Source organism: Massilia sp. W12 (genome assembly GCF_037300705.1).
Lineage (GTDB): Bacteria > Pseudomonadota > Gammaproteobacteria > Burkholderiales > Burkholderiaceae_D > JACPVY01.
Genome location: NZ_CP147776.1, coordinates 2,899,462 through 2,926,174 on the forward strand (window position 1 = coordinate 2,899,462; position 26,713 = coordinate 2,926,174).

The following is a 26,713-nucleotide window of genomic DNA, read 5'->3' on the forward strand; positions in this document are numbered from 1 at the left end:
GCGATGGAGTTCACATTGCAACATGGCGCAGCCTGGGCCTACACCGGGGGCAAGCCGTTTGACCCGGCGCAGCCGGTTTGTGTGTTTATTCATGGCGCGCAAAATGACCATTCGGTATGGGCTTTGCAGAGCCGTTTTTTTGCACATCAGGGTTTTGCCGTGCTGGCCCCGGATCTGCCCGCGCATGGACGCGGCAGCGGCATGGCTTTGCACAGTATTGAAGCGCTGGCCGATTGGCTGCTGGCTTTGCTGCAGGCGGCGCAAATCAAACAAGCGCATTTGATCGGCCACAGCATGGGCAGCCTGATCGCGCTGGAAGCGGCGGCGCGCTCGCCCGTTGTCACGCGCCTGTCCCTGGTGGGAACCGCATTTCCGATGCAAGTCGCGCCGGCCCTGTTGCAGACCGCGCAAAGCGATCAAATGGCGGCGCTGGCGATGGTCAATCCCTGGGCCTATGCCAGCCATGCGCCCAAACCCTCCTGTCCCGGCCCCGGGTTTTATGCGCCCGGCATGGGCTTGGCTTTAAAACAGCGCGTGGCGCGCGTCAGCGCCGCACGCACGCCCGCCGGCAGCAATCTGTTTTATCTGGATTTTTGCGCTTGCAATGCCTATGCCAACGGACTGCAAGCGGCGCACACCCTGGCCGCGCGCGCGACGCCGGTGCAATTTGTGATTGCGCGCCAGGACATGATGACGCCGGAAAAAGCCACCCACAGCCTGCGCGCCGCCCTGCCCGCCGCCCGCCTCGACTACATCAGCCCGGCGGGACACGATATGATGGCCGAGCAGCCGGAACAAGTGCGCCGCGCGCTGTGGGAATTCGCCAGTACCTAAAGAAAGCACGCAAAGCCCTTGCCCTTATAACCAGCCGACTTTTTTGAAGCGCCAGTACAAATAGCCGCACACCGTGACCATCCAGGTCAAGGCCAGCGGATAGCCGAAGTGCCAGCTGAGTTCCGGCATATGCTTGAAATTCATGCCCCAGATGCCGGCAAACGCGGTGGCAACCGCGAAGATGGCGGCCCAGGCGGCCAGACGTTTATTCACTTCGCCCTCATCAATCGCCACCAGGGACAGATTGACTTGAATCGCGGTGACGATGGTGTCGCGGATGGTGTCGAGAGTGGCTGAGATGCGTTGCAAATGGTCGGCCACGTCACGGAAATATTCCTGCGAACTGGCGCAAATCGCCGGCACGCGCCCGCCATACAGGCGCGAAACCGCTTCCAGCAGCGGCAGCACGGCATGCCGCAGTTGCATCACTTTGCGCTTTAGCTGATACAAACGCTGAATCGAGACACGCTCGCCGCCGGGTGTGAAAATCGCTTCCTCAATCGTTTCCAACTCCGCTTCAAACGCATTCACCAGAGGGAAATAACGGTCCACCACAGCGTCCAGCAAGGCGTACAGGACGAAGGCGGCGCCATGCGCCAGCAGATGGGGTTCGCGCTCGCAGCGCGCGCGCACGTCGGCAAACCCGACTTCCGAATGGTTGCGCACTGAGAGCACATAATTCGGGCCGACAAACACATCCACTTCGCCAATCCGCAAGCCTGCCCCTTGAACCGTGCTGTGCTCGGCTTCCACCGTCTTGACCACCGCAAACAGCGAGTCGCCGTATTCTTCAATCTTGGCGCGCTGATTGCCGCGCTGGGCATCTTCCAGCGCCAGCGGATGCAGGCCGAATTCTTCTTGCATCTTGGCCAGCTCGGCGCTGCTGGCGTCTTTCAAAGCAACCCAGACAAAGCAATCCGGCTGTTCCAGATAATCGCTGATTTCTTCCACGGTGATATCAGACAAACGCTGGCCCCGGCTGTAAGCGACGCAATTAATCAGCATCTTGTTTCTCCCTGCATACAAAATAAACCTGCGACAGTGTACGCCGGCTTGCCGCCATATTCATGCTTTGCTTATCTGTGCCGCCGCGCCAGTGCGCCAGGCCGCCGCCAAACATGCCGGCGGCCTGGCCGGCTTATTTGGCGATCAGCAACAGCACCGAGCGTCCATGCACGCCGTACACCGTGCCGCCGGGGCCGATATAGCTTTCGGCGCCAGCCGGCGTCATGCTGTTATCCCCCTCATTCCAGGGCGCAGTATCGCCGACCCGGTACCAGGCCTTGCCCTGGCGCGGTGCGGGCAAGGTGAAATTCACCTTATCCTGCCAGCCGTTATAAGCGACATAGATATCGTTGTCATCAAATTCACTGCCGTCAATGCGCCAGCTCATGGCGCGGTTATTCGGGTCATTGAAATACGCCGCATCCATGATTTGCCCATCGGGTCTGAACCAGGCCAGCTGCGCCAGGCCATTGCCATTATTATCCGCCGCCGAATAAAAATTCTGCGGGCGCAGGGCTGGATGCGCTTTGCGGAAGGCAATCACGCGTTTGGCAAAGGTATGGAATTGGCTTTGTTGCACACTCCAATTGGCTGACAGCCAATTGGCCGCATTGTCCAGATTGTAGGGATTGTTATTGCATTGCAGGCTGCGCAGATATTCATCGCCGCCATTGAGCATCGGACGCCCCGCCGCCAGCATGGTCAAGAGCAGGCCATTGCGCGCCGCTTTGCGTTGATCCGCTGCAATTCCACCCTGGTCCCAGCTGTTGTTATGGTCTTCCCCGCCATCCGAAGCGCCATATGGCCAGGGCTGGTTATTGCTCTTTTGATTGCAGGCGTACAGATCCTTGAGTGTGAAACCATCATGCGCGGTGATGAAATTCACCGAATGCCAGGGTTTGCGCCCGCTGCTTTGATACAAGTCGGCAGAGCCGGCGATGCGGCTGGCGATTTGTCCCGGTGTAATGGGCGCAATGCCCATTTTGTTTTGGCTCTGGCGCAGCACATCGCGGAATTGGCCATTCCACTCCCCCCAGGCGGCAGGAAAACCGCCCACCTGGTAAGAATTGCCGCCAATCGCCCACGGTTCGGCAATCAAATCCAAACCGGCGCCGCCAGTTGCCGGGCGCACAGTGAATTCGCGCGTGATGCGGTTTAAGGCATTGTTGCTGTCATTTTTATCGAAATGAAAGCAGCCGGATTCGCAGCTATTGCCAAGCACGGAAGCCAGATCAAAGCGGAAGCCATCCACCCCCAGCGTATTGCTCCAGTAGGCCAGCGAATCGATGATCAGATTTTGCGCAATCGGATTTTTGCTGTTGAAATTGCCGCCCACGCCGGTGTTATCGATGGTCGATTGCTTATCCGCGCTCAAGGTGTAGTAAGTCGGATTATCCAGCCCGCGATACGAATAAATGCCGTAGGTGTTGGCGTCGCCCGCGTTCCATGGCCCTTCTTCGCTGGTGTGGTTGTACACCACATCAACATAGACTTTGATACCGGCATCATGGAAGGCTTTCACCATCTCGCGGAATTCGGCGGTCGGCCCGCCCGGCGCTTTATTGCAGGCGTAACGGCGATCCGGCGCGAAGAAATTGGTGGTCATATAGCCCCAATAATTATCCCGCAGCCCGTTGTTTGGATCGACCTCGATGCCGTCGTTATCGGTTTCTTGCAGCGGCAGAAATTCCACCGCCGTCACCCCCAGCGCAGCCAGGCTGGCGGCTTTTTGCCCCGCGCCCTTGTAGGTGCCGCGACAGGCGGCGGGAATCGCGGGATCATTCATGGTCAGGCCGCGCACATGAACTTCATAAATAATGTCGTCTTTCGCTGCGCGGGTGGGTTTCACACCGGTGGAATTGCTGATATTGCCCAGCACAATTCCTTTTGGCGCACGCGGCGCGCTGTCTAACAAACGGTATTTGGGGCCGCTGCCATACACGCTGTTGTCAAAGGCGGCATTGGCCGGATTCTGGTCATGCGAGAGTTCCAAAGCATACGGGTCGATCAAGAGTTTGTTCGGATTGAAGCGATTGCCCTGCGCATCCACATCCGCGATGAAACCGGCTGCCGAACCTTTGCTCCAGCCGCTGCTGTACACCCAGTTCGGCCCCCACGCGCGATAGCCGTAAAACACCGTGCCGCTGATGCCGGCGCTTTTCAGGGCGGCCACCGGCACGCTTACGCTCCAGACATTGTTGGCGTCGCGCGTTAAGACATAACGCGCTTTTTCGGTTGCGCCCTGGGCCTGGGCGTAGAGCCAGACTTCGATGCGGGTGGCGCGGCTGGAAAAGAGGCGGAATTGGATATTGCTGGCGGCAGCGTCGTATTTGGCGCCCAGATTCATGCTGTTAATCGCGGCCGGCGTCGGCATGGCGGCAGCCAGCGCCAAGCCGCACAAGGCCGCGCGGGCGGCTGTGAGCAGATTCATCATTGTCTCCTGATGGTAATTGACTTGTTTTTGCGCACCATTGCAGTGCAGTTTTGTTCAAAGCGATTTGGATTTTAAACTGTTATTGCCATGATGGCACACATTTGCGCAAAAACAGTGCACGCAAGAGATAAGTGAGGTGTGAAACGTGAACAAACAAAACCCCGCTTGCCGGACAAACGGCAGCGGGGTTGGCGCATTCAGGCGGGAAAAACCTGGCACAGATAGCGCTTGTCATCAGGCGTGAAACTGAACTGCACCGGCAAAAACCGGCTGATCACCTCAGCATTGGTCTTGCTGTGAGCGGACACCATATCGCAGCTGAAGGCGCCGCCGCCCGCCAGGGCCAGCGGCAACATCAATTGATCGGCCAGATACTCGCTCACCGCCGCCTGGCTGATGCACCAGCGGCGCGCATCCTGCAAGACTTTTTGCGCCACCTGTTCAGACGATAACTGCTTTTCGCCCAGCGCGGAAAACACTTCAGTGGTGTTGGCATGCTGCAAGGTCAGCAGCAAAATATTGCCCGGCCCTTCCTCTTGCGACAAGCTGCGCGCATGCAATTGCTGCGGCTGCCAATTCATGCCTTTGCGCAGGGTTTCCAACTCACGTTCGGCAATCGTCAGCGGCAAGGCGGCGCAGATTGCTTCGGCCCAGCCTTGCACACGGGGGCCTGGTTCCAGCCATTCGCGCGGCGCAAGCTGGCTGCAGGGTTGAATATCGGCGTGCAAGACGCCGCCGCCGGCAGGGTAAAAACCATAGCGGCTGGCATGCGCCTGCACCTGCGCGCCCATTTCTGCCAAACGTGGCAAAAAAGCCTGCTGTAAAAATTCCAGGGGCGGCGCCATGCCATTGTGGGTGCCGCCGCTGATGCAAAGTTGCGAAGGCGCATCGGCAAACAAGAGCGCAGGCAAGACCGTTTGCAACACCAGCACAGCGCTGCCGGCACTGCCGATGGCCCATTGGTATGCGCCGCCGCGCACACGGCCCGGATAAAATTCCAATTCCGACGCCCCCAGCGCTAAGGGGCTGGTGCGCGCGGAACACACTTCAGCGGCGGCTTGCACCGCCACCAGATGCTGGCGCAATAAACCCGGTTTGCTGCGCCCGGCGCGGATATTGCGGATGCGAAACGGGGTTTGCGTCACCATCGCCAAGGCCAGGGCGCTGCGCAAAATCTGCCCGCCGCCCTCGCCTTGCGAACCATCCAATTCAATCATTTCTTTTCCTTATCCTTTGACGCAAACGATTTGCTTTAAGGTATGCACCACTTCCACCAGATCGCGCTGCGCTTCCATGACGGCGTCAATATCCTTGTACGCCATGGGAATTTCATCAATCACATCCGCGTCTTTACGGCATTCCACGCCCTCGGTCGCCTTGCGCTGATCTTCTTCTGTAAAACGGCGCTTGGCTTCGGTGCGGCTCATCACGCGCCCTGCGCCATGGCTGCAGCTGTTAAAGCTGTCCGGGTTGCCTTTACCGCGCACGATATAGCTTTTCGCCCCCATCGAACCCGGGATAATACCCAATTCGCCCTCACGCGCCGAAACTGCGCCTTTACGCGTGACCATCACATTTTTACCGAAGTGATGTTCGCGCTGCACATAGTTGTGGTGGCAGTTAATCGCTTCCACATGGGTTTCAAACGGCTTGGTGATGACTTTACGCACGGCGGCGATCAAGTGCTGCATCATCACTTCGCGGTTCAAGCGCGCAAATTGCTGCGCCCAGGACACAGCGGCCACATATTGATCGTAGTGCTCCGTCCCTTCCGGCAGGTAAGCCAGATCCTGATCCGGCAGATTAATGAAGTGGCGGCGCATATCCTGTTTCGCCAATTCAATAAAGTGCGTCCCGATCACATTTCCCACGCCGCGCGAACCGGAGTGCAGCATAAACCAAACCATGTTTTCTTCATCCAGACAGATTTCGATGAAGTGGTTACCGCCGCCCAAGGTTCCCAGGTGCTTGTAGTTGTTTGATTTTTGCAAACGCGGTGTGGTTTCACACAATTTCTCAAACCCCGGCTGCAATTGCGCCCAGGCGTCTTGCGTGGCTTGCGGCGGATTTTCCCATGCGCCTTTATCGCGCCCACGTCCCTTGGGTGACATACCATGCGGCACAGCCTGTTCAATCGCGCTGCGCAAAGGGCCGAGATTATCCGGCAGATCATTTGCATGCAGCGTGGTTTTGGCAGCCATCATGCCGCATCCGATATCCACCCCCACCGCAGCCGGAATAATCGCGCCCAGGGTCGGGATCACGCTGCCGATGGTGGCGCCAATCCCGGTATGCACATCCGGCATCACCGCCACATGTTTATAAATGAAAGGCATGCGCGCTGCATTGCTGAGCTGCTTTTTCGCGGTATCGTCCACCGGCACGCCCTTCGTCCACATCTTGACATGCACGCCGCCATCCACATTCATCACATCGTAGTTTTCGTTTTTCATGATCATTCCGTTTTTATCAGCAAACCGGCATTGTTTTACCGGCGTAAAAGTGGCGACAATATCGCTGAAATATTAAACATGCGTTCATGCCAATGAACCTCTTTGGCGGGAATCGAACCCGCTTATCATGCCCCTTGTAATTTCAGCAGCATTCGCCGTCAAACATTCGCCCAGTTTTGCGCCGGGCGCCCGCGCCGCTGTTTGGCCTGCCGTCAAGACAAGGAGTGTACAGATTTCTTTGGATGTAATCCGTAACGCATTCCTGGCGGCTGACCAAATCCGCTTGATTAAATGGTGGCGACAATTTTGTGGGAAACATCATCCGCATTTGCGGGGGTGATTTTTGTAATCACCGTAAAAATGTAGTTTCCCAGGCATTCGCCGAAAATCATGCACCCGGTTTTGCGCCGGATGCCCGCGCTGCTTTTTCAGCTGCCAACAGGACAAGAAGGGTACAGATTGCTTAAGATGTAATCTGTGGCGCATTCCTGGTGGCCGGCCAAATCTGCTTGAAATCTGACGACAAAATTGATGAAACTGTTGCATGCCTTCGACCGCTTGGCTACGGGGGCGTTGCCGCCCCGATGGGATTCGAACCCATGATCCGGCTTGAGACCGGATGTGTATTTTCATCTGCATTCGTCAAAACTCTGCTCCTCAGTACTGCTGACGCCGGAGCCGGCGCTTGTTTGACTGCTTCCAATGACAAATCATATACAGACAGTGCATTCCCATAATGTAATCTGTACGGCATTCATCAGATTCAGCCAAACCTTGCAAAAGGTGGCGACAAAAGTCGAAGAAAAGTTTCTATGGTGTCCAACCACTGGACTACAGTGGCGCAAACCACCGGCGGGAATCGAACCCGCGTCCTCCAACGTTTATGTATTTTCTTCTGCATTCGCCAAAAATCTGCACCCTGTTTTTAATGCGCCGGGGCCTGCGCCGCTGTTTGACCTGCCGCAAGGACAAGATTGATACAGATTGCTTTTTGGATGTAATCTGCATCGCATTCCTGACTGCCTGCCAAAACTGCCAAACAAGAGGCGACAATATTCAGTGAAATCTTCCCTTGCCACAAGTGCGGCGCGGGGCGGGAATCGAACCCGCTTTATCCGATGTAATTTCACTGGCATTCGCCTAAAACTGCTGTGCTGCTGGCGCCTGAGCGGGCGCCCGCGTCGCTGTTTGACCTGCCGCCAGGACAAGATTGATACAGATTGGTTTTTGGATGTAATCTGCATCGCATTCCTGACTGCCTGCCAAATTTACAAAAAAGCGGCGACAAAGTTCGAAGAAAACGGTGCTCTGACCTCTGAGCTACGGCGGCCCTGATTGCCGCCGGCAGGATTTGAACCTGCGACCTCCCAATTAGAAGTTGTAGTTTCTCCGGCATTCGCCAAACTTCACCCTGATTTTGCGCCGGGTGCGCGCTGTTTTGACGCTGACATGACAAAGTGCGTACAGATGTATCACTGGAAAAATGTAATCCGTACTGCATTCATGCCAAACGTCAAACCTTTAAAAAGGTGGCGACAAGATTTGCGAAATCAAACTCATGGTTTGGAGACTATGTAATTTCGCATGCATTCGCCAAAAAACTTGCTCCTCATCCTGCCGCAAACAGCCTTGCAAGCCTGTTTGCGGCAGATGGATTACAAGGCAATCGCCTCAATTTCCCCCACCCAGTGCGCCGCCCCCATCTGGCCGGCAGTGAAGCTGGCGATCAATTTGAATACGTCGTCAGAAAACCCGCCGATATTCAAAATATCTTTCGCTTCCGCCGCCTGCGTGGTGGCGTTGGGCGTGATGTCGATACACACCAGTTTGGCGGCCGGATTGCGCTTTTTGAACTCAGTCCATTCACGCATCATGCCGGTCGAATTATGGCCCCGCACATCGACCCAGGATTCATTGTCCGAGACATAAATCACCAGATCCGCCTGCGCTTTCTCACGGTTCAACTGCGCCAGCGGTGCGCTGCAATTAGTGCCGCCGCCCGGCGTATTGGCCAGTTTTTGCGCATTCGTCATGACCGAATCACGCGGATTCAAATCAATCTGGCGCACTTCTTCGGCAAACGGAATCACCCGCGCCTGACGGTTGCTGCGCAGCAGCGCGGCCGACATCAAACCCGCCACATCAATACAGCGTACCTTGCTGGCCACCGCACGATAACCCGAAACGGATGAATGCATCGAGCCTGAAATATCCGGGCAAACCACCACCCGTCCTTCAAACTGCGGCACATTCAAGAGCGCGATTTCCATCGCATCTTGCAGCGCCTCGCGCACCTCGCCCGGCACATTGCCATCAGCCATCACATACGCCGCCAGCAACTGGTATGGAAACACGCGCGCTTTGGCGATGGCCTGAGGATCACGCAGCTTATCGGCAATGATTTGCGTCATCCCTTCGACTTGAAACACGCCATGCCTCGCAAAAGTGTTCAGATTCATACGCACCATTTGCCATCCGCCCTGGCGCGCTACCGCCGCCCATTCATTCGCCCCCATATTGAGCGAGGTCAGCATCTGAAACGGCACTTGCGGAATCGACTCACGCTGACCTTGTTTGTACAGCTCGAAAGCGCGCAGGGCCGGCGGCAAGGCTTCGATTTGAAACGGGCGTCCAATCAACCAGGCGAAAAAAGCTTCACGCCAGGCTTCGGTCGGCTTCGGATGCACCATCTTCACCACATCCGCCAATGAAGGCGCATTGCCCACCGCCGCCGACAGCAGCGCCTGTTCGCTGGCGGTATTCAACCATTGCTGCACCAGTTTTTTCGGACGTGTTCCAAGCGATTTGCGGCCAGTCGCGCCGGAGCGCAGGATTTGCACAAAATTGCGCAGCATCTTGCCGTTATCAATCACACGGGCAAACACCGGTTTCAGTTGTTCCGCGCTGCGCGCAGCCAGCACGGCGGTCAGCAAAGCCGGCATGTCCTTCATATACCCGCGTTCACGGCAGTAAATCGCAGTGCGGGCGATATAGCCGGCATCCAGGTTTTCACACAAAGCCAGCACATCGCTTAATTGGGTTTGCGCATCAGCGTAAAACGTGTCACCCAGGCAGCCGGTCATGGCGAATTGCGCCAGCTGGTGTTTATCAGACAGCTTGTAAGCCGGGGCCTGTTCATGGTTTTTGCTCATGACCGCATTGATCACGGCCTGCTTCGCGCTTTGGAACAAGGTGGTGTTTGCCATTTTCATTTCCTTTATTTTTTGCTTGTGCCTTACCTATAGCAAAGGGTGTGCCAGGGCATGCCAGGAATTGAAAATTTCCTCATAACATATTGATTTAAAACATGTTTTTATAAAATTCAGGAATTTTCGAGAAAATAGGATGCATGCAATGAATCTGATATAGTTATCTTATAAGATAAATTTTTATCCCAAAAAAATCATGAAAAAACAGGTCGTCTTAGGTTTTCTCGGCTCGCAACTGGATTTGGGCGGCGATGCCAAGCGCTGGGAGCGCTGGCGCCCCACGGTGTCCTTGGCGCAGCAAGCGGATTTGATGGTGGCGCGCTTTGAGATTCTTTATAGCAGCCGCTTTGCCAAACTCATGCAGCAGGTGACACAGGATATTCATCTGCAATCGCCGCACAGCGAAGTACGCGGGCACTTGCTCGAACTTGCCGATCCCTGGGATTTTGAAGAGGTGTACGCAGCGTTATATGACTTCGCCAAAAGTTATCCCTTTGACACCGAGCGCGAAGAGTATTTGATCCACATCACCACCGGCACCCATGTGTCGCAAATTTGCCTGTTCCTGATGGCGGAAGCGCATTTCATTCCCGCCAAGCTGCTGCAAACCTCACCGTCCAGAAGAAAGAATCCGCACAATATTGGCGAATACACGGTGATTGATCTGGATCTGTCCCGCTACAATCAGTTGGCGCAACGTTTTTCAGAAGAGCACAAACAGGGCGCGCAGTTTTTAAAGTCCGGCATCGCCACCCGCAATCCGCATTTCAACCGCATCATTGACGAAATTGAACAAGTCGCGGCCAATTCCAAAGCGCCCATGTTGCTCATGGGGCCGACCGGGGCCGGCAAATCGTTTTTAGCGCGCCGCGTGTATGAATTGAAGAAAGCGCGCCATCAGATCAGCGGGCGTTTTGTGGAAATCAACTGCGCCACCCTGCACGGCGACGGGGCCGGCTCGACCCTGTTTGGCCATGTCAAAGGCGCGTTCACCGGCGCCATGCAGCAGCGCGCCGGCCTGCTGATGAGCGCGCACAAAGGTTTATTGTTTTTGGATGAAATCGGCGAACTCGGCTTGGATGAGCAAGCCATGCTGCTCAAGGCGATAGAAGAAAAGCGCTTCAACCCGGTGGGCGGCGATGAGGAAGTGCAAAGCGATTTCCAACTCATTGCCGGCACGAATCGCGATCTGGCGCTGGAGGTGACGCGCGGGCGCTTCCGCGAAGATCTGTTTGCGCGCATTAATTTATGGACCTATGAATTACCGGGCTTAGCCGGGCGGCCGGAAGACCTGGAGCCGAATCTGGACTATATGCTGGGCCTGCACGGGCGCGAAATGGGCAGCCTGGTGCGCTTTAATAAAGAAGCGCGCGATATGTATTTGCGTTTTGCGGTTTCCCCTCTGGCGTTGTGGAGCGGCAATTTCCGCGATCTGGGCGCCAGCGTGACGCGCATGGCGACCCTGGCGCAAAGCGGCCGCATCACTGAAGCGGTGGCGGCGCAGGAAATTGCGCGCCTGCAGCGCCAATGGCGCCACCAGCAGGCCGGCGCCGCGCGCACACAGGAAGTGGATTTGGCGGATTATCTGAGCGCAGAGCAATTGGCGCAGTTGGATCAATTTGATGCGATTCAATTGCAAGGCGTGCTGGCAGTCTGCCGCAGCGCGCTCAGCTTATCCGACGCCGGTCGCAGATTATTCGCCGCCTCGCGCGCCGGCAAAGCGCGTCCAAATGACGCCGACCGTTTGAAAAAATATCTGGCGCGCTTTGATTTAAGTTGGCAGGACGTGCATCCGGCGGCCTGAAAATGTGCAGAAAAACATTGCGCATGCAGACATTCTGCATGCAAAGCTTGGCGCAATCGTTATGCAGGACAGTCCCGCTGACCATATCAACCCCAAAAAAGGAGACGTATCATGAAAAAAGCATTGATCGCTGCATTTTTGTCAGGCGCCGCCCTGTTGCCGCAAGCCCAGGCGCAAGTGCAGGACGCGCCGCAGGTGGAGTGGTGTCCGGGCCAATGCCGCTGATCAAGCGCCGCATGATATGAAAAACGCCGCAGCTTGCGGCGTTTTTTTACTTCAAGGAAGATTGCAGATTGCAGGTTTTATGTTAAATTTACAAGAGATTAACGTAAAGCAAGAGGCAATCCCATGCAAACCCTGAGCCTGGAACAATTCCGCACCGCCGTTGCCGCTGGCGGCGTCGCCAGCGTCTCACTGCAAGCGATAGATGGCGAATTTTTTGTCCGCATCCACACCTGCAATAATACCCAAGCCCTATTAGCCCATGCACGCAGCAATTCTCCACGCGGATTTCCCAACCCCCTGCCCGCCATCACTCTCTTGCACAAACTTGGCGTAACGGTTGGCGAATTTGATATCTCGCAGTGGAATCCTGAACAAAAACCTTTGGCGCGCAAACGCCCGGACAGGCAGCGCGCCATGCAAGCCGCCCAAGCCGCGCTCGAACATGATCAATGGTTCCGCGCCCAGGTGGCGCAAGCCTTGCAGGAGGCAGATGCGCCTGATGCAGAATGGATCAGCGAACAAGACGCGCAAACGGCATGGGAAAACAAACGCCAGCAGTTTGCGCGCCAGCTTGATGATGCTGGCGCTGCAGCATGAAGCTGGTCTGGCTGGGCCGCGCTTTACGCGAGCGCGACTCTCAGCTTGACTACATCGCCCAACATAAGCCTCGCGCCGCCATTGCCCAAGGTGAGCGGATACAAAAGCAAGTGCAAGACTTATGCGCATACCCCGAACTGGGCCGCCCGGGTCGGGTGCATGGCACGCGCGAACTGCTCATCAACGGCACACCCTTTATTCTGGTGTATCGCATCAACCCGGCTGCCGGGCGGATTGAGATATTGCGACTCTTACATGGTGCGCAGCAGTGGCCGCCGGTCTGAATTCCTGCGCTTGCGCGCAAAGCGCAGGGGCAGAGCACATCTATGACTGCCAATTACCATCCTCAAAAATATTCGGACCTCGATACAGGATAGTGATGTCGGAGAAGGTGATGTCATTCCGATAGATCACTTCACGCACCCAGCTGCCATGGCTGATGGGATTATCTTCGACATGCGCATGATCATTAAAGGCAAACACCAGACAATGGCTGGCGCTGTCCCGGTACAATTCATTCTCAAAAAAAAGTAAGGTAAACGCATCATTCGGGCTGAAACACTGACTGACCGGATTCAAATATATCCCGTTCTTTCCGCCTGGCCGTGTAGCATTGATGCGCATTGCGCCATTAATCGCCGCATAACCCGCAGCCGAAGTCACATGAATATAAATCGGCTTACCATTCCATATGCCTGCATTCAAACGCGTATCCAACAAGGAGTCGCGGCCTCCCGTAGGTTTCCATCCCGGCATGATTTTTGCTCCCGATTGATAGTAAAACCTCATTTTCTCCGTCAATGCAAAAAAATGCAATTACGACCCATTTCAGCTTGAAGAAGATAGCAAAGGCAGACAATATTCCAGCACCGGCGCCGCTTCAAACGGCGCCTGTTCAGGCGCAAACAGACACAGACCAGGGACAGGCGCCAATTGGCAATTGCTGCGCGGCAGCCAGGCGCCGAAAATGTATTGCATAGTGTATTCCCAGGCCGGGCCGGCCCCTTTGTGCTGAAACACCGCCTGCCAGCCGGCGGGACGATCCACGCAAGCCATGCCGGACGGCAAGCGGCCAAGCGCGTTGACCGGCGCGCCCAGCCAGACTTGCAACTGGCATGCCGTATCGCTCATAGCCAGCAATTCCAAGATCAGGCACACACGCGTATCAGAACGGTGCGGAATCTCCTCCAGCCGGCTGCGCCATTCGCGCCAGCACGGCGCCAGCATTGCCAACAAATCCACCCCGGCGCCCTGCAATTGCAAACGGCGGGTAAAACCGACAATCTGCTGCGCAGGCTGATAGCGCAAATCCGGCTCCAGCTGCAAATTTTCATTCAAATGCTGCAAATAATCCTGACCGATTTGCGCTTTGAAACGCGGCAGCAAGGCTTGCTCGGTTACGCCCTGGCCTTGACGCCAGGCGCGCGGGGTGCAACCGGCCCATGCCCGGAAGGCGCGCGTAAATGCCTCATTGGAATCAAAGCCTGCGCACAACGCAATCTCCAAAACGCTGCGCCGGCTGTGCAACAAGCTGTGCGCGGCCTGACTCAAGCGGCGCTGCCGGATGTAGGTTTTCACGGTTTCGCCAAGACAGGCGTGAAACACGCGCTGAAAATGCCACTGGGACAGACCGGAAACCACAGCCAGCTCCGCCATTGGCAGCGCCTCATGCAAATGGGCTTCGATGTGTTCGATCACAGCCTGCATGCGCTGCAAGAGCGGCGGCAGCTGCAAATTGGCGCGGCTTAAGCCATCAGCATCCATCATGACCCGGCGCGGCTGGCAAAAAACTGCCCGGCTTGCAGCAAGATGGCGCGCGTTGCGCCCATCCAATCATGCCAGGTATGACCGCCGGCAAAACGGCGCCAGGGCGCTTGCAAACCATTTTCCTGCAAAATTTCCAACAAGCGCGCATTGCGCGGCGCGACATAATCTTGTGCGCCGCAATACAGTTGCAAGTCGAAGGGCAAGCCGCCCTGCGGCGCATGCGCCGCCAGCCAGGCCGGCAAATCATGCGCTAATTGCTGCAGCCAGTTTTGCGAAAAAAAACACGAGAGCGCTAAGACCTGGCCGAATTGGCCGGGCGCGGCAAGCGCCAACGCGAGCGCGTGCACATCATATTGCGCCATCCCGGCCAGCACAGATTGCCCGGGGGACAGGGCCGCGCCGCACTCCGCCAGCCAGGCCGGCGCCTCCTGTAAAAACCAGGCTTGCCAGGCGGCTTGGCGGCTGTGTTCCACCACACAGGGCAAGGCCAGCATACACGGCGGCAGCATCGCTTGGCGCATCAAATTGGCGGCGAATTGCGCAATCCGGCCATTCGCGCGCCATTGATTGGACTGCATGCGGTAGCCGTGCAGTAAAAACAAAACCGGCAGCGCGCCATGCGCACCCGCAGGGCGCCAGAGTTCCATGCTGGCCCCCGGCAAATGGCGGCTGGGACAAGACAGGGTTTGCCATGCGCCATAGTCGCACCCGGCGTACTCGCTCCAATCGCCCTGCCCCAACAGCAAGCAGGATTGCTGCCCGCCCAAACCATCGGCCACACTCAAAGCGCAAGCCGGATCACAGATTAAGCACCCGTCGCAGACAAATTTGTAAAGCCACTGGCCGGGGCGCAAATGCAGACTGATGCGCCACACCCCGTCCGCGCCGCGCTGCATGGGCAGCGGCGCACTTAACCAGTGCGTCATTTCCCCCACCAAGGCGACCGCCTGCGCAGTTGGCGCATACAGAGAAAATTGCGCCGGCAACAAGCTGCCATTGAGCGCGGCGTGCGTGTGTAAAAGCTGGAACATGGGATTTGGGTGGTGGTGGCTGCGCCATCATACACTGCCCCGCGACACCATTCAAACCGCTTTGAACAGCATTTTTTCAGATGCCGGCTCAAGCGTGCAAAAAGATGGCACGGAACTTGCAAATGAAGCCAGAAGAAGCGCTGCATGAGTCTGCTGCGCCAAGATGGGAGGATATTGCACAGAAACAGTGCAAAACTTGTCATTCCTGTATTTTTTCGTCTCATCTTTACAACTCACTTCCATTAAGTGCCAACGCAAGCGCTTGCATTGGCATGTCTTTGCGCACAAAAAATCAAATTTTCCACCAAGTTCTGTGCTAACTTGCCTGCGCTGATCGCGTTTGCCTTGCTAAAACGTTATCTGCGCGGGCGAGAGTATGTCTATACAACAACAGCCAAGCGCCCGCCGCCCCGCACACCATTCCCAAACACAAGAAAGAGGAAGAATAGAAATGAGACAAGCAAAACAGGTAATTTCCGCCGGCGCAAAATTCAAAGCGCTTTGGGCTGCACTTTTGGGCGCAGGCGTCTGTCTGGCCATGCCGGCGCAGGCGGCATTCAATTCCAATCAAACCTCGGTGCAAATGTTCCATTGGAAATGGAAAGACATTGCGCGCGAATGCAGCAACTTCTTAGGCCCGAAAGGTTTTGGCGCGGTGCAAATCTCGCCGCCCACCTCGGCCTTCAAAGGCACGGCCTGGTGGGATATGTATCAGCCGGTGGACTTCACCAACTTCACCAGCAAAATGGGGAATGAAGCCGAGTTGCAAGCGATGATCAACACCTGTCACAACGCCGGGGTGCGGGTGTATGTGGATGTGGTGGGCAATCATTTGGCCGCCGGCAGCGGGGTTTCCACCGCCGGCTTTGCTTTCAATGCCGCCACCTTCACCTACCCGCGTTTCAGCGCCAGTGATTTTCATCCGGCTTGCGATATCGCCGATGGCGACTACGGCTCGCCCGGCAACCGCAATGCGGTGATGAATTGCCGTTTGGTGAAATTGCCCGATTTGAAGACTGAATCGGCCTATGTGCGCACCGAATTGGTGAATTATCTGAAAAAATTGCTGGCCATGGGGGTGGATGGTTTCCGCTTTGACGCCGCCAAACATATGCATCCCTCGGATGTGCAAGCGCTGGTGGCGGCAATTCCCAAGACCAGCAATGCCGGCGAGGCATTATGGATCACGCAGGAAGTGATTCCAGACGGCAATGTGGTGCGCAGCGAATACTTTCCGGCTGGCACATTAAATGAATTCCAATTCCCCTACGCCGTCAAAGGTCTGTTCCGCAATGTGTACGGCTTGACCCTGTCGCAAGTGCGGACAGTAATGGGCACGCCCGGCAACTGGGGCGGAACCTGGGGCTTTATTGATTCATCCAAAGCCACGGTGTTTGTCAACAACTGGGATACCGAGCGCAATGGTTCTTCGCTCACCACCTCGAATAAATCCGAACCTGCGAATGACAGCAATGGCAATAAACGCTATGACCTGGCGAATATTTTCATGCTCAGCTGGCCATATGGGCATGCGCAATTGCATTCCGGTTTCAATTTCACCCACCACGACCAGGATGCGCCGACGGCCAGCCCGTTTGATGCAAATGGCAATCCGCTCATCAATCAAGCCTGGGACTTTGTGCACCGCTGGAGCAATCTGGCGAATATGGTCAAGTTCCGCTCTTACACGGCAGGAACCGGGGTGGATATGTTTGTCACCGGCAACCAAAACCAAATCGCCTATGCACGCGGGGCCAAGGGTTATGTGGCGCTGAATAATGATGCGGCGAATTGGAGCTTGAGCGCAGCCACCATGCTGCCAGCCGGGGTGTATTGCAATGTCGTAAACGGCGTGGCGAATGCGGCGAAAACCGCTTGCAGCGGCGACAGCGTGGTGGTGGATGCGAATGGCCGCATTAACGTCACTGTACCGGGACACGCCTCCGGCAAGACCCCGGCCATCGCGCTGTATGCCGAGCAGAAAGTCAACGCCACCACCTGCAATCCGGTGCAAGTCAAATTCCGCGTCGCCAACGCCAACACGGTATGGGGACAGAATGTGTACGTCGCAGGAAACCGCGCCGAACTGGGCAACTGGACGCCGACCTCGGCCAATCTGCTGACGATTGAAGGCAGCGGCGCGAATGCGCCCTGGTCGAAAGTGATTGCCTTGCCGGCCAATACGGCTGTGCAATTCAAGTTCATGAAGAGCGGCGGCGGGGTGGCGAATGTGTGGGAACGCGACCAGGCCACGACCAGCAAAAACCGTGAATTCAAAACTGGCGCTTGCGGCAGCAGCATGACGCTGGACGTGGGCAGCTTCCAGTTTTAAGCAAATGGGGCGGCGCTGATCGCAGTTTGGCGCCGCCGCCAGCCCTTACAATATGGCCCGGATCAAACACCGGGCCATGCGGCCCGCCACTCACCCTGTTTTATGGAGCAACGATAGCAATGCGCATCATCACAAGTCTTTTGCTGGCCGCCTGCCTGCTGCCGGGCGCAGCCAGCGCATCTGCCGCAGCATCAGCCGCCGCATCTGCCGCCGCGTCTGCCGCCGCCAAGCTGAGTCCGCCGCCGGCCAACACGGTGCGCGTGCACTACAAGCGCAGCAATGGCGATCAACAGCGATGGGGCGTGTACGCCTGGGAAGGGCCGCAGCAGCCCAGCAAGAAATGGATTGCCGACCGCTTTTTATTCAGCACGCCCGGCCCCTGGGGACATTATGTTGATATTCCCTTAGCCTCTGGCAAGACTGAATTCCGCTTCTTAGTCTCCAGCGATGGCGGGCATAAAAACTGCGGCGACGATCAATATCTGCCGCTGCCGCCAGACATCGCCAAGCGCGGGGTGGAAATCTGGATTCCGCAAGCCAGCTGCACGATTCACCCGCAACAACCCGAATAAACGCGGCGCCCGCGCGGGCGCTGCGCCCCTGACGCCGGGCAACCGGCATCCCTGCTCCTGGCTGCGCACAGCCGGCTGTTTGATCCTGGAAGGCAATATCATGTCAATCGCATTACTTTTTCGCAGTATGCGCTTATCGCTCTTGAGCGGTATGGCGTTCACGCTGGCGGCTTGCTCGCCCGGCATTCAAGAGACGGCGCAAACGCCAAACACCCCGCCCGCCGCCGCACTGGCCGCCGGCAAATTGCGGGTGCACTTTCATCGCATACAAAATGATGAAGATAAATGGGGCGTGTTTTCCTGGGAGGGGCCGCAAACCCCATCCAAGGAATGGATTAAAGACCGCTTCATGTTTTCCGGCAGTGACAGCTTCGGGCGCTATGTCGATATCAGCGCAGACGCGGCCAAGGGCGCACTCAAATTCCTGGTGACTGATGGCGACGGCAATAAAAATTGCGGCAGCGATCAAAGCGTGAATTTTGCCGCCGATCTGGGGCAAAAAGGGCAGGAAATCTGGCTGGTGGAAGGCTCGTGCGAAGTGCACAGCAAGGCGCCGGCGATTTCCGCCGCCAATTTCAGCAACGCCAATGCGCACTGGCTGGATCTGCAGACTTTCGCCTGGCCAGGCGCGCCGACCGGCGCCAGCTACCGCCTGTATTATGCGGCGCAAGGCGGCATCCGCGCCGAGGGCGACAGCATCAAGGGGGCGGATGGCGAAATCAATTTAAGTCCGGCAGCCTCCTTAAACAGCGCACTGCAAAGCCGCTTCCCGCATCTGAAAAACGCCACCGCCCTGACATGGAGCGCTGCAGATGCGGCGCGCGCCAAAACCATGCTCAAGGGACAAGTCGTGCTAGCCCAATGGAATGCGGCCAAGCTGGTGCAAGCCACTTCCTTGCAAACGGCGAATGTATTGGATGCGCTGTACGCCAGCGCAGCGCAGCAGCAGCAACTGGGCATCAGCTTTGACGCCCAGCGCCGCCCTACTCTGCGCCTGTGGGCGCCAAGCGCCAAAGCGGTCAGCCTGAATCTCTACGCCAGCTCCGGCTCTGAAGAAAAACGCACGCTGGCGCTGCAGGAAGATCCCGCCAGCGGCATCTGGTCTGTCACACTTGACGACGCCGGTTTGAATAACCGCGCTTTTTACACCTACAGCGTGCAAGTCTTTTCGCGCTGGGCTGAAAACAAGGTGGTGACGAATGAAGTGACAGATCCTTATTCCTTGTCTGTCAACGCCAACAGCCGGCGCAGCTTCCTGGCCGATCTGGATGCGGCCGCCAGCAAACCGGCCGGATGGGATAATCACGCTCTGCCCGGCCCCCTGGCGGCAGTGGATCAGGCGGTGTATGAATTGCATATCCGGGATTTTTCGATTCACGACACATCCGTGCCGGCAGACAAACGCGGCAAATATCTGGCTTTCACTGAGAGCAACAGCAATGGCATGCGGCATCTGACGCAATTGCAGGCCGCCGGTTTGAGCCATGTGCATCTCTTGCCGGCGTTTGATATCGGCACCGTGGATGAAGTCAATTGCAGCACGCCGGCGGTGAGTTTCGCCGGGGCCGATTCGAGCCAGCCGCAAGCCAGCATTGCCGCCAGCGCCGACAAAGATTGTTTCAACTGGGGCTATGACCCGCTGCATTACAGCGCGCCGGAAGGCTCTTACGCCAGCAATGCGCAAGACGGCTTGACGCGCATCAAGGAATTCCGCGCCATGGTGCAAGCCTTGCATGGCAGCGGACTGCGGGTGGCGATGGACGTGGTGTACAACCACACCCACGCCTCCGGCCAGGCGGCGCAATCGGTGCTGGATAAAATTGTCCCGGCTTATTATCAGCGCTTAAATGCAAATGGCGGCATCTTGACCGATTCCTGCTGTTCCGACACCGCGAGCGAACACGCAATGATGGAAAAGCTGATGCTCGATTCGGTGCAACTCTGGCGCCAGCATTATCAGGTGGACGCCTTCCGCTTTGATTTGATGGGTTTCCATTCCCTGGCGACCATGCAGAAAGTCAAACGCCAACTGGAAGCCGACCCGGCGCGCGCTTCGTATGTCTATGGCGAAGCCTGGAATTTTGGCGCGGCAGGCAATGACGCGCGCTTTGTGCAAGCGCGTCAGGCGAATATGTTTGGCAGCGGCATCGGCTCCTTTAATGACCGGCTGCGCGACGCCTTGCGCGGCGGCGGTTGCTGCGATGGCGGCGAAGCGCTGCTCAGTCAACAGGGTTTTGCGAATGGCGCGGCATATGACAACAATGGCAAGAGCACGCAAAGCCAGGATGATTTGCTGCGCCTGGCCGATCTGGTGCGGGTGGGCCTGGCCGGCACGCTGCGCGATTACAGCTTTATCAATCGCAAAGGCGAATTGAAAAAGAGCAGCGAAATCGACTATGCCGGCATGGCGGCAGGCTATAGCGCCGATCCGGGCGAAACGATTAACTACGCCGAAGCACATGATAATCAAACCCTGTTTGACATCAACGCCTTCAAACTGCCGCAAAACACCCCCTTGGCTGAGCGCGTGCGCGCGCAAAATCTGGCCACTGCGGTGGTGCTCTTATCGCAGGGCGTGCCGTTTATCCATGCCGGCCAGGAAATTTTGCGCTCCAAATCTTTAGAGCGTGACAGCTTCAATGCCGGTGATTGGTTCAACAAGCTTGATTTCAGCTATGCCGATAATAATTTTGGCGTCGGCCTGCCTTCTGCCGAAAAGAACCGCGACAACTGGGAATTGATGCGGCCGATTTTGAACAATGCCCTGATCAAACCTGACCAGGCGGCGATTTTGTTTGCCAAAGAGCAGGCCCTGACCATGCTCAAAATCCGCCAGGACAGCCGCCTGTTCCGTCTGCAAAGCGGGGCTGAAGTGCAACAACGTCTGCGCTTTTTGAACACCGGGCCGCAACAAGCCGCCGGCTTGATTTTGATGCAAATCGACGGGCGCGGCTTGGCTGGCGCCAAGTACAGCAGCGTATTGGTGGCGATCAATGCCGACAAGCAAAGCAAGCGTCTGCCAGCAGCGGAGTTAAAGGGTAAAACCCTGCGCCTGCATCCGCTGCAGCAGGCCGGCGCAGATGCAGTGGTCAAGCAAGCTGCATTTGAGAGCGCCAGCGGGGTTTTGGATATACCGGGGCGGACGGTGGCGGTGTTTGTGGAATAGTTTCCAGATAGAAAATATTTTACCTGGAATATATTTAATCCAAGGCAACAGTGAAGTTTAATATGCCTTGCCACAGCAACAGGCGCCTTTTGAGGCGCCTGTCATTATCTGTAATTGCAAGAAATTGTTGCATATTGTTATAATGCGCCGTCTTTAGCATTTTCCTGTGGAAATTTGCACACAAGATACTCATCCCACCTCTACAAGAAAGCAAACAATGAAAAAAATTCTCTTGGCCAGCATCCTGGCATTTGCAGCGCAAGCGCAAGCCGCCACCACCACCTTGACCGGCACGGTGATTGATCACACCCCGAACAATCCGGATTTTGAAGGCGGCATCAGCGGCCTGGTGACCGGCCTGGTGAGCGACACCCTGGTTGGCAACAGCCCGACCCTGGCCGCCAACTGGACGCCGGGCCGTGGCGCGATCACCAGCCGCGATTCCTTCGCCCAATGGTTTGCCCCGGCTGACCGCAGCCGCTCCGGCAATCTGAGCCTGACCCTGAACGACAATGGCAACGGCATCTACACCTACAGCAACAACAGCTTCTTCCCGATTGACAACCAATATCTGGGCAATCAGGGCCGTTCGCACAACTACCACTTCACCTATCAAATCCACGCCACCTTCGGCTGGGACCCGAGCAAGCCGAACCAGGTGTTCACCTTCACCGGCGACGATGACGTGTGGGTGTATTTCGACAAGCGCCTGGGCATCGACCTGGGCGGCGTGCACGGCGCGGCTACGCAATCGGTGAATCTGAACCAATTCATGGCCGGTAAAGCCGCTGGCAATTACTCTTTTGATTTCTTCTTTGCAGAGCGTCACACCACGCAATCGAATCTGATGATTTCGACCACGCTGAACCTGCAAACCCCGCCGGTGCCGGAACCGGAAACCTATGCCATGATGGTGGCGGGTTTGGCTGGCCTGGGTTTTATGGCGCGTCGTCGTAAGCAAAAGGCTTAAGGCGCAGCGCCAGCATCGGGCAAGACTTGATGCAGCAAGCGGAACAAGCGGCGCTGATGCGCCGCTTGTTTCATTTTAAATTGTGACTGTTTAGCCTTCATAAGGATGGAGGAAGCAGATTCCGTTCGCCCTGAGCCTGTCGAAGGGCATGGTTGGTCATGGAAAACCGTGGTTCGACAAGCTCACCACGAACGGCAAAACCATGGTTCGACAAGCTCGGCACAATGAAGCTGCAACCCGCTTGGGATATAAACCGACTTGTTAGCGCAGTGGCTGAATAAATACTTTAAATTTTCCATAATGGAATTTTCCAAGTGGAAACTTGTATTATTTTGTTATTAAAATCTCTGCCACTTCAACATTATTGATAAAATTCATGCTCAACATCTCATCTGGAGTCAGCATGGATCTGTTCACTGAAGTCCATAAAAAAAACTATGAAGTTATAAAGAAAGACAGCTTCCCGGAAAAATGGAAGCAATACCATATCAAATTCAAAATTGGTATAAGAAGTGATGCTCCATCGAAAAATTCCGGCCAAATATTTGATATATTCCGCCAAACCATCAGAAAAGAATCCAGCCAACAATCCAAAAAGAAGAATGACCTGCTTTTGACCTATGCCGAATCCAGCGCCATTGATTTTCAGCAAGCAGCCGCCCTTTATAAATCTCTGCTTCATTTCTACCAAGTCCGAAAGAAAGGAAATCAAACCATATGGGTGATGGATTTCCCGAAAAGATATACTGCCTGGACTTTTGATTTATATGAAGGAAAGCGAAAAGATGAAATTAAATCCCTCTTGGCAGAGGATGAGGAAGTTTTTGGCCCATCCAATAGAAAAACAATGTCAGATGCACTGCAACTTTCTCGTAAATGGGCATTAGATGCCTGCCATAAATTAAGCTCTCCAAGCATTGCAACAAAAGAGATAGTGAAACGATGGTTTCATTCCGGTAGCCCATCTGAAGCGTCATTGCAAGAAACAATCACAACACTTTTGCAAGGCTTCAAGAATATTGCAAGACTTTGTAATAGCGGTGACATTATTTTTTCTGACCGTCCTCACCTGCGCGCAAAAGGCACAATGAGTGATGTTATTGCATCAGTAAATCAAGATGACGTATTACCCGTAATTTATATCTATGAGGCATTTATGGAATACGGGAAACGTAATAAGGCAGGAAAAATTCCTCAACTCTGGTTTTGCTCTTTAACAATCATCCATGAGTTATCTCATCGAGTTGTCAAAACTGACGACAAACGCTATGATTATAGTGGATTAAAGCCAGGCCCCTCGTTTAGCGATGCAAATGCGCTTATCAATGCAGACAGTTGGGCATACTTCGCAACAGATCTGGCAGGAATGCTAACCAAAGGCACATTAGAATCAGTTCTATTTTAAAGAAATGAAAACAATACAAACTTATTTAATGGCATTCCTGTGCATTGTTGCACATGAGACTAATGCACAAGAAGCAAAACAACCCCAATCTGGAGAAAAACCCATGACACAAGAATCATTCAAACGCCGCCCTCCCGTAAAGCTCAATAGCTTACGCGCCAACGGGATTATCTATAGTGAATTGCGCAATGGCTTGGATCGTGGATTTCAACAACCAGGGGGAATCATCCAAGCAATTGATGAGAAAAGCGGGAATGAATTATGGCTGCAACAGGTTTATCAAACTGCGTACACAAATGAGGAACGGGATGTGCAAGATGTTTACATCAAAAAAATGGAATTTGGCCCTCAAAACAATAGCATTTTGATTACAACCGAACGGTATCAAAAATATAAGCTAGACCTAATCACAAAATCCGTGGAAATATTAAACAAGGACTTAAAACAATAAATTTCACTTAGTAGGTGCAACTGAATACATTGTAGTAGGCATTGCACCACAAAATAATTTTCTCAATTGGTAGTTACATTAAAAAGTATCTACATCCAAAATTTAAAAACCAAAAGCCACAAATGAAAATTCAAGGTGATATTAAACCACCATATTTTTATATGTCTATTTTCTAAAAAAGTTCGATTTCATGTTGAAAACCCAGCCATTACCCCTTTTTCAACACTCCGATAAGGTAATAAAAATTTCATTCATTCTCAGAAGGAAAAAACATCATTCGCTAATCGATTCTCTCACTTTTTGGTATTTTTTTGCACTTCTCCCACTTTTATCCTCTGGCAAATGGTATAAACAAATTCCTCGATGACGGATTTTCATCATAACTCCCGATGAATTATCTTTATGTTCTGAAAAAAATGCAAATAGTTTCTTACGCTCATCCTCCAAAATCTCAACACCATCCTTATCAAATAACATATTACGCCACTGGCCCAGATATTTAGATGCATCCTGTTTTTTTATGTAAATTAGAATTCCTCTCTGGTTATATTCTACAGAGTTATTTCGGTATCTTGTTGTAAGTTGCAAAAAAGCTTCATTAATATTATCAATCTGATTAAATATTTTTGCCTCCCCACACCAGCTCCATTCGCTTTTCGAATGTTCAACAAAAAGATCAATATTCCCTCCATTTTTATGGCCATGGCGTGCGTTATAACCAATTTGCTGCAACAGAGTAGCAATGCTATATGTCAATTTATCTTCATCATCGTTAATATAATATTGAGGATTTCTCTCTAATTTATCAATTGCTTCATCCATGCTTTCATAAAGCAGATCAATAAACTCCTCATACGTCGTTACACTATCTCTTTTAAAAGCCCTAATCGTATTTGGCATATGATTAGAGATTTTTTCAATCGACAACTTATCTCCCGACTCAAAATTCATACCCCCTCCCGAAAAATATTTTTTGCATGCTTTGATGGATAGTAATAAACAAATATTTTTGAATAAATACTTTCGTCAAATGAATGCGTTATTGGGTTAATTTTTCCATGAAAAACATCATGCACTTGTTGTTCATCCAATTCAAATACAACATCACCATCGGGGTCAATATATTCATAACCAATGCACAACAATTTAATCCAATCTCCAGAAAAAAAATTCAGTACATTCATTACCACATTCACATCTTCTATATTATTTTTCTTTGCAATAAAAACAAATTCAGAAAATGGCAAAAAAGAATTAGAAATATTATCTTTTATGTAATTCAAAAAAGGAACCCCCAGAGCAGCCTCAGGCCTCTCTTTCCAGGTTTCAGAAAACCGCCCTGAAATCGAATCCACATTATCTGAAGGCATTTACAAAATCCCTTCGAGGGCATTTATTATCTCAAATTGGCCAAGCTGACTTATCGATGTTATTTCAAAACAATATAATTCTCTTCTTCCACTTAAATTCTTTATCGAAGAAGTCAATGACAAATCAACCTTTCGATTAAACTGCATTCCCTCCTCGAATACAACTGAAATTTCATAAGGCATAATCTTATTATCGACAGCCTGAGCACCTCCTTCATGAAATTTCTCCTCACGCAAATCCTCTTTATGCTTTGTCATTCTTTCATGCTTAATTGAGCCATCAAGTGTTCTGAACTTAAGCTCCAAAATTTTTCCAAATTTTTTATTCATATAAATTTCATTAATAGCACCAAATACATTTTCTGGTTCAGTCTTTCCAATATTAGCAATTTCTTTTGAATGAAAGCTTAGAGAATTCCATATTTTCACTGGAAACTCGTCATTATCGTCTCCATGACTTCTCTCAGGGTAATCCTGCAAAAGTTCAATCCGATTCCTTGACCTCCTAATATTAACGATATCATATGCCTGAAAATATACTTTCTTGTACGTTTTTAATGTATCAAAATCACCAAATTTCATTCTTACTTCATTGTCCAATTCACCGTATTCATATTCCACACTATCTTTATAAGAACGAATAGAGCAAAAAACAAGAGAAAAATCTTTTCCCTCCTTAATTACATCGACCAAAACAGGTTTTACTGTTTCGTGCTTATTGTGCAAGATTGGAAGAGGATAAGAATCAGTAAAAATTGATTTTTCCGCAACCAATAAATTACTTGCCCTGCAGATCTCATCAATCGTTTTCTCATTTAGAGAATAAATCCATATTCGTTTCTTCCCAGCTAATATGTTTTGCATGAAAATCATATTCATTTTATCAACCACATTAAAATTAGAAGAGTTTTCCTTCAAAAATTTCTCAAATTCCTCCCAAGATCTTCCAAATTTTGCTGAGCAAACAGTTCCAAGCTCCTTCTTTAACTCATTGAAATTCACACGTCGCTCTTTTAATGCATTCATAAAATCCAAAGCTGCATTTTTTCTACTTATTTCTTTTTTCATATTCCCCTCTCAAAATTCGC

Annotated in this window: 21 protein-coding genes; 10 read left to right on the forward strand and 11 right to left on the reverse strand. The window is 53.4% G+C overall.

Features of this window, described 5'->3' with window-relative positions:
- Positions 1–3: 3 nt before the first annotated feature.
- Positions 4–834, forward strand: a complete 831-nt coding sequence (locus V8J88_RS11590) for an alpha/beta hydrolase (RefSeq protein WP_338849691.1) — start codon at positions 4–6, stop codon at positions 832–834.
- A 24-nt stretch (positions 835–858) separates the two neighbouring features.
- On the opposite strand, the gene V8J88_RS11595 is transcribed toward V8J88_RS11590, so the two are convergent.
- From V8J88_RS11595 to V8J88_RS11615, 5 genes are all read right to left on the reverse strand, one after another.
- Complete coding sequence (locus V8J88_RS11595; protein ID WP_338849692.1) at positions 859–1,839, reverse strand: magnesium and cobalt transport protein CorA; 981 nt, start codon at positions 1,837–1,839, stop codon at positions 859–861.
- Positions 1,840–1,972: 133 nt separating this feature from the next.
- Positions 1,973–4,273 (reverse strand): isoamylase, encoded by a 2,301-nt coding sequence (locus tag V8J88_RS11600; protein WP_338849693.1) that lies wholly within the window; start codon positions 4,271–4,273, stop codon positions 1,973–1,975.
- 197 nt (positions 4,274–4,470) lie between these two features.
- A complete protein-coding gene (gene rtcA / locus V8J88_RS11605) occupies positions 4,471–5,490 on the reverse strand; it encodes an RNA 3'-terminal phosphate cyclase (RefSeq protein WP_338849694.1) in 1,020 nt (339 codons plus the stop codon).
- A 9-nt stretch (positions 5,491–5,499) separates the two neighbouring features.
- Entirely contained in the window at positions 5,500–6,726 is a 1,227-nt protein-coding gene (locus V8J88_RS11610) for an RtcB family protein (protein ID WP_338849695.1), read from the reverse strand.
- 1,655 nt (positions 6,727–8,381) lie between these two features.
- Positions 8,382–9,932: an RNA-binding protein gene (locus V8J88_RS11615; RefSeq protein WP_338849696.1), complete on the reverse strand. Its 1,551-nt coding sequence runs from the start codon at positions 9,930–9,932 to the stop codon at positions 8,382–8,384.
- Positions 9,933–10,131: 199 nt separating this feature from the next.
- Between V8J88_RS11615 and rtcR the strand changes: the two genes are divergently transcribed.
- The 3 genes from rtcR to V8J88_RS11630 all read left to right on the forward strand — a co-directional run bounded on the left by rtcR (position 10,132) and on the right by V8J88_RS11630 (position 12,845).
- Positions 10,132–11,739, forward strand: coding sequence for an RNA repair transcriptional activator RtcR (rtcR, locus tag V8J88_RS11620; protein WP_338849697.1), 1,608 nt, complete (start codon positions 10,132–10,134; stop codon positions 11,737–11,739).
- Between the two features lie 348 nt (positions 11,740–12,087).
- Positions 12,088–12,561, forward strand: a complete 474-nt coding sequence (locus tag V8J88_RS11625; protein WP_338849698.1) for a hypothetical protein — start codon at positions 12,088–12,090, stop codon at positions 12,559–12,561.
- The gene (locus V8J88_RS11630) at positions 12,558–12,845 is read left to right on the forward strand and encodes a type II toxin-antitoxin system RelE/ParE family toxin (protein ID WP_338849699.1); all 288 of its coding nucleotides are present in this window, start codon (positions 12,558–12,560) and stop codon (positions 12,843–12,845) included. The genes V8J88_RS11625 and V8J88_RS11630 overlap by 4 nt, the downstream gene beginning before the upstream one ends.
- A gap of 40 nt (positions 12,846–12,885) precedes the next feature.
- On the opposite strand, the gene V8J88_RS11635 is transcribed toward V8J88_RS11630, so the two are convergent.
- Genes V8J88_RS11635 through V8J88_RS11645 form a run of 3 tightly spaced genes read right to left on the reverse strand, consistent with a single transcriptional unit; the run spans position 12,886 to position 15,359 of the window.
- Positions 12,886–13,350, reverse strand: a complete 465-nt coding sequence (locus V8J88_RS11635; protein ID WP_338849700.1) for a hypothetical protein — start codon at positions 13,348–13,350, stop codon at positions 12,886–12,888.
- A 39-nt stretch (positions 13,351–13,389) separates the two neighbouring features.
- Positions 13,390–14,328 carry an AraC family transcriptional regulator gene (locus V8J88_RS11640; protein WP_338849701.1) on the reverse strand — a complete coding sequence of 313 codons (939 nt, stop codon included), beginning with the start codon at positions 14,326–14,328 and terminating at the stop codon, positions 13,390–13,392.
- Complete coding sequence (locus V8J88_RS11645; protein WP_338849702.1) at positions 14,325–15,359, reverse strand: alpha/beta hydrolase-fold protein; 1,035 nt, start codon at positions 15,357–15,359, stop codon at positions 14,325–14,327. The genes V8J88_RS11640 and V8J88_RS11645 overlap by 4 nt, the downstream gene beginning before the upstream one ends.
- 451 nt (positions 15,360–15,810) lie before the next feature.
- Here V8J88_RS11645 and V8J88_RS11650 point away from each other — a divergent pair, with 451 nt between their 5' ends.
- The 6 genes from V8J88_RS11650 (at position 15,811) to V8J88_RS11675 (ending at position 24,255) form a co-directional block, all read left to right on the forward strand.
- Complete coding sequence (locus V8J88_RS11650; protein WP_338849703.1) at positions 15,811–17,691, forward strand: carbohydrate-binding module family 20 domain-containing protein; 1,881 nt, start codon at positions 15,811–15,813, stop codon at positions 17,689–17,691.
- 119 nt (positions 17,692–17,810) lie between these two features.
- Positions 17,811–18,263 carry a pullulanase-associated domain-containing protein gene (locus tag V8J88_RS11655; protein ID WP_338849704.1) on the forward strand — a complete coding sequence of 151 codons (453 nt, stop codon included), beginning with the start codon at positions 17,811–17,813 and terminating at the stop codon, positions 18,261–18,263.
- A gap of 100 nt (positions 18,264–18,363) precedes the next feature.
- Complete coding sequence (pulA, locus tag V8J88_RS11660; protein WP_338849705.1) at positions 18,364–21,429, forward strand: pullulanase-type alpha-1,6-glucosidase; 3,066 nt, start codon at positions 18,364–18,366, stop codon at positions 21,427–21,429.
- Positions 21,430–21,646: 217 nt separating this feature from the next.
- On the forward strand, positions 21,647–22,399 hold the full coding sequence (locus tag V8J88_RS11665; RefSeq protein WP_338849706.1) for a fibro-slime domain-containing protein: 753 nt from the start codon (positions 21,647–21,649) through the stop codon (positions 22,397–22,399).
- Positions 22,400–22,802: 403 nt separating this feature from the next.
- Entirely contained in the window at positions 22,803–23,804 is a 1,002-nt protein-coding gene (locus V8J88_RS11670; protein WP_338849707.1) for a M35 family metallo-endopeptidase, read from the forward strand.
- Between the two features lie 4 nt (positions 23,805–23,808).
- A complete protein-coding gene (locus V8J88_RS11675; protein WP_338849708.1) occupies positions 23,809–24,255 on the forward strand; it encodes a hypothetical protein in 447 nt (148 codons plus the stop codon).
- A gap of 273 nt (positions 24,256–24,528) precedes the next feature.
- Here V8J88_RS11675 and V8J88_RS11680 read toward each other — a convergent pair whose 3' ends face one another.
- Genes V8J88_RS11680 through V8J88_RS11690 form a run of 3 tightly spaced genes read right to left on the reverse strand, consistent with a single transcriptional unit; the run spans position 24,529 to position 26,693 of the window.
- Positions 24,529–25,206 (reverse strand): hypothetical protein, encoded by a 678-nt coding sequence (locus tag V8J88_RS11680; protein WP_338849709.1) that lies wholly within the window; start codon positions 25,204–25,206, stop codon positions 24,529–24,531.
- Entirely contained in the window at positions 25,203–25,625 is a 423-nt protein-coding gene (locus V8J88_RS11685) for a hypothetical protein (protein WP_338849710.1), read from the reverse strand. The genes V8J88_RS11680 and V8J88_RS11685 overlap by 4 nt, the downstream gene beginning before the upstream one ends.
- Positions 25,626–26,693, reverse strand: a complete 1,068-nt coding sequence (locus V8J88_RS11690; RefSeq protein WP_338849711.1) for a hypothetical protein — start codon at positions 26,691–26,693, stop codon at positions 25,626–25,628.
- Between the last annotated feature and the right edge of the window lie 20 nt (positions 26,694–26,713).

What these genes read in the sequence shown, in the direction of transcription:
- V8J88_RS11610 (WP_338849695.1), bottom strand. Translation starts at nt 6,726, where the DNA reads ATGAAAAACGAAAACTACGATGTGATGAATGTGGATGGCGGCGTGCAT.
- V8J88_RS11675 (WP_338849708.1), top strand. Translation starts at nt 23,809, where the DNA reads ATGAAAACAATACAAACTTATTTAATGGCATTCCTGTGCATTGTTGCA.
- V8J88_RS11655 (WP_338849704.1), top strand. Translation starts at nt 17,811, where the DNA reads ATGCGCATCATCACAAGTCTTTTGCTGGCCGCCTGCCTGCTGCCGGGC.
- V8J88_RS11595 (WP_338849692.1), bottom strand. Translation starts at nt 1,839, where the DNA reads ATGCTGATTAATTGCGTCGCTTACAGCCGGGGCCAGCGTTTGTCTGAT.
- V8J88_RS11690 (WP_338849711.1), bottom strand. Translation starts at nt 26,693, where the DNA reads ATGAAAAAAGAAATAAGTAGAAAAAATGCAGCTTTGGATTTTATGAAT.
- V8J88_RS11615 (WP_338849696.1), bottom strand. Translation starts at nt 9,932, where the DNA reads ATGGCAAACACCACCTTGTTCCAAAGCGCGAAGCAGGCCGTGATCAAT.
- V8J88_RS11635 (WP_338849700.1), bottom strand. Translation starts at nt 13,350, where the DNA reads ATGAGGTTTTACTATCAATCGGGAGCAAAAATCATGCCGGGATGGAAA.
- V8J88_RS11665 (WP_338849706.1), top strand. Translation starts at nt 21,647, where the DNA reads ATGAAAAAAATTCTCTTGGCCAGCATCCTGGCATTTGCAGCGCAAGCG.
- V8J88_RS11645 (WP_338849702.1), bottom strand. Translation starts at nt 15,359, where the DNA reads ATGTTCCAGCTTTTACACACGCACGCCGCGCTCAATGGCAGCTTGTTG.
- V8J88_RS11625 (WP_338849698.1), top strand. Translation starts at nt 12,088, where the DNA reads ATGCAAACCCTGAGCCTGGAACAATTCCGCACCGCCGTTGCCGCTGGC.
- pulA (WP_338849705.1), top strand. Translation starts at nt 18,364, where the DNA reads ATGTCAATCGCATTACTTTTTCGCAGTATGCGCTTATCGCTCTTGAGC.
- V8J88_RS11650 (WP_338849703.1), top strand. Translation starts at nt 15,811, where the DNA reads ATGAGACAAGCAAAACAGGTAATTTCCGCCGGCGCAAAATTCAAAGCG.
- V8J88_RS11685 (WP_338849710.1), bottom strand. Translation starts at nt 25,625, where the DNA reads ATGCCTTCAGATAATGTGGATTCGATTTCAGGGCGGTTTTCTGAAACC.
- V8J88_RS11590 (WP_338849691.1), top strand. Translation starts at nt 4, where the DNA reads ATGGAGTTCACATTGCAACATGGCGCAGCCTGGGCCTACACCGGGGGC.
- rtcR (WP_338849697.1), top strand. Translation starts at nt 10,132, where the DNA reads ATGAAAAAACAGGTCGTCTTAGGTTTTCTCGGCTCGCAACTGGATTTG.
- V8J88_RS11630 (WP_338849699.1), top strand. Translation starts at nt 12,558, where the DNA reads ATGAAGCTGGTCTGGCTGGGCCGCGCTTTACGCGAGCGCGACTCTCAG.
- V8J88_RS11670 (WP_338849707.1), top strand. Translation starts at nt 22,803, where the DNA reads ATGGATCTGTTCACTGAAGTCCATAAAAAAAACTATGAAGTTATAAAG.
- V8J88_RS11680 (WP_338849709.1), bottom strand. Translation starts at nt 25,206, where the DNA reads ATGAATTTTGAGTCGGGAGATAAGTTGTCGATTGAAAAAATCTCTAAT.
- V8J88_RS11600 (WP_338849693.1), bottom strand. Translation starts at nt 4,273, where the DNA reads ATGATGAATCTGCTCACAGCCGCCCGCGCGGCCTTGTGCGGCTTGGCG.
- V8J88_RS11640 (WP_338849701.1), bottom strand. Translation starts at nt 14,328, where the DNA reads ATGATGGATGCTGATGGCTTAAGCCGCGCCAATTTGCAGCTGCCGCCG.
- rtcA (WP_338849694.1), bottom strand. Translation starts at nt 5,490, where the DNA reads ATGATTGAATTGGATGGTTCGCAAGGCGAGGGCGGCGGGCAGATTTTG.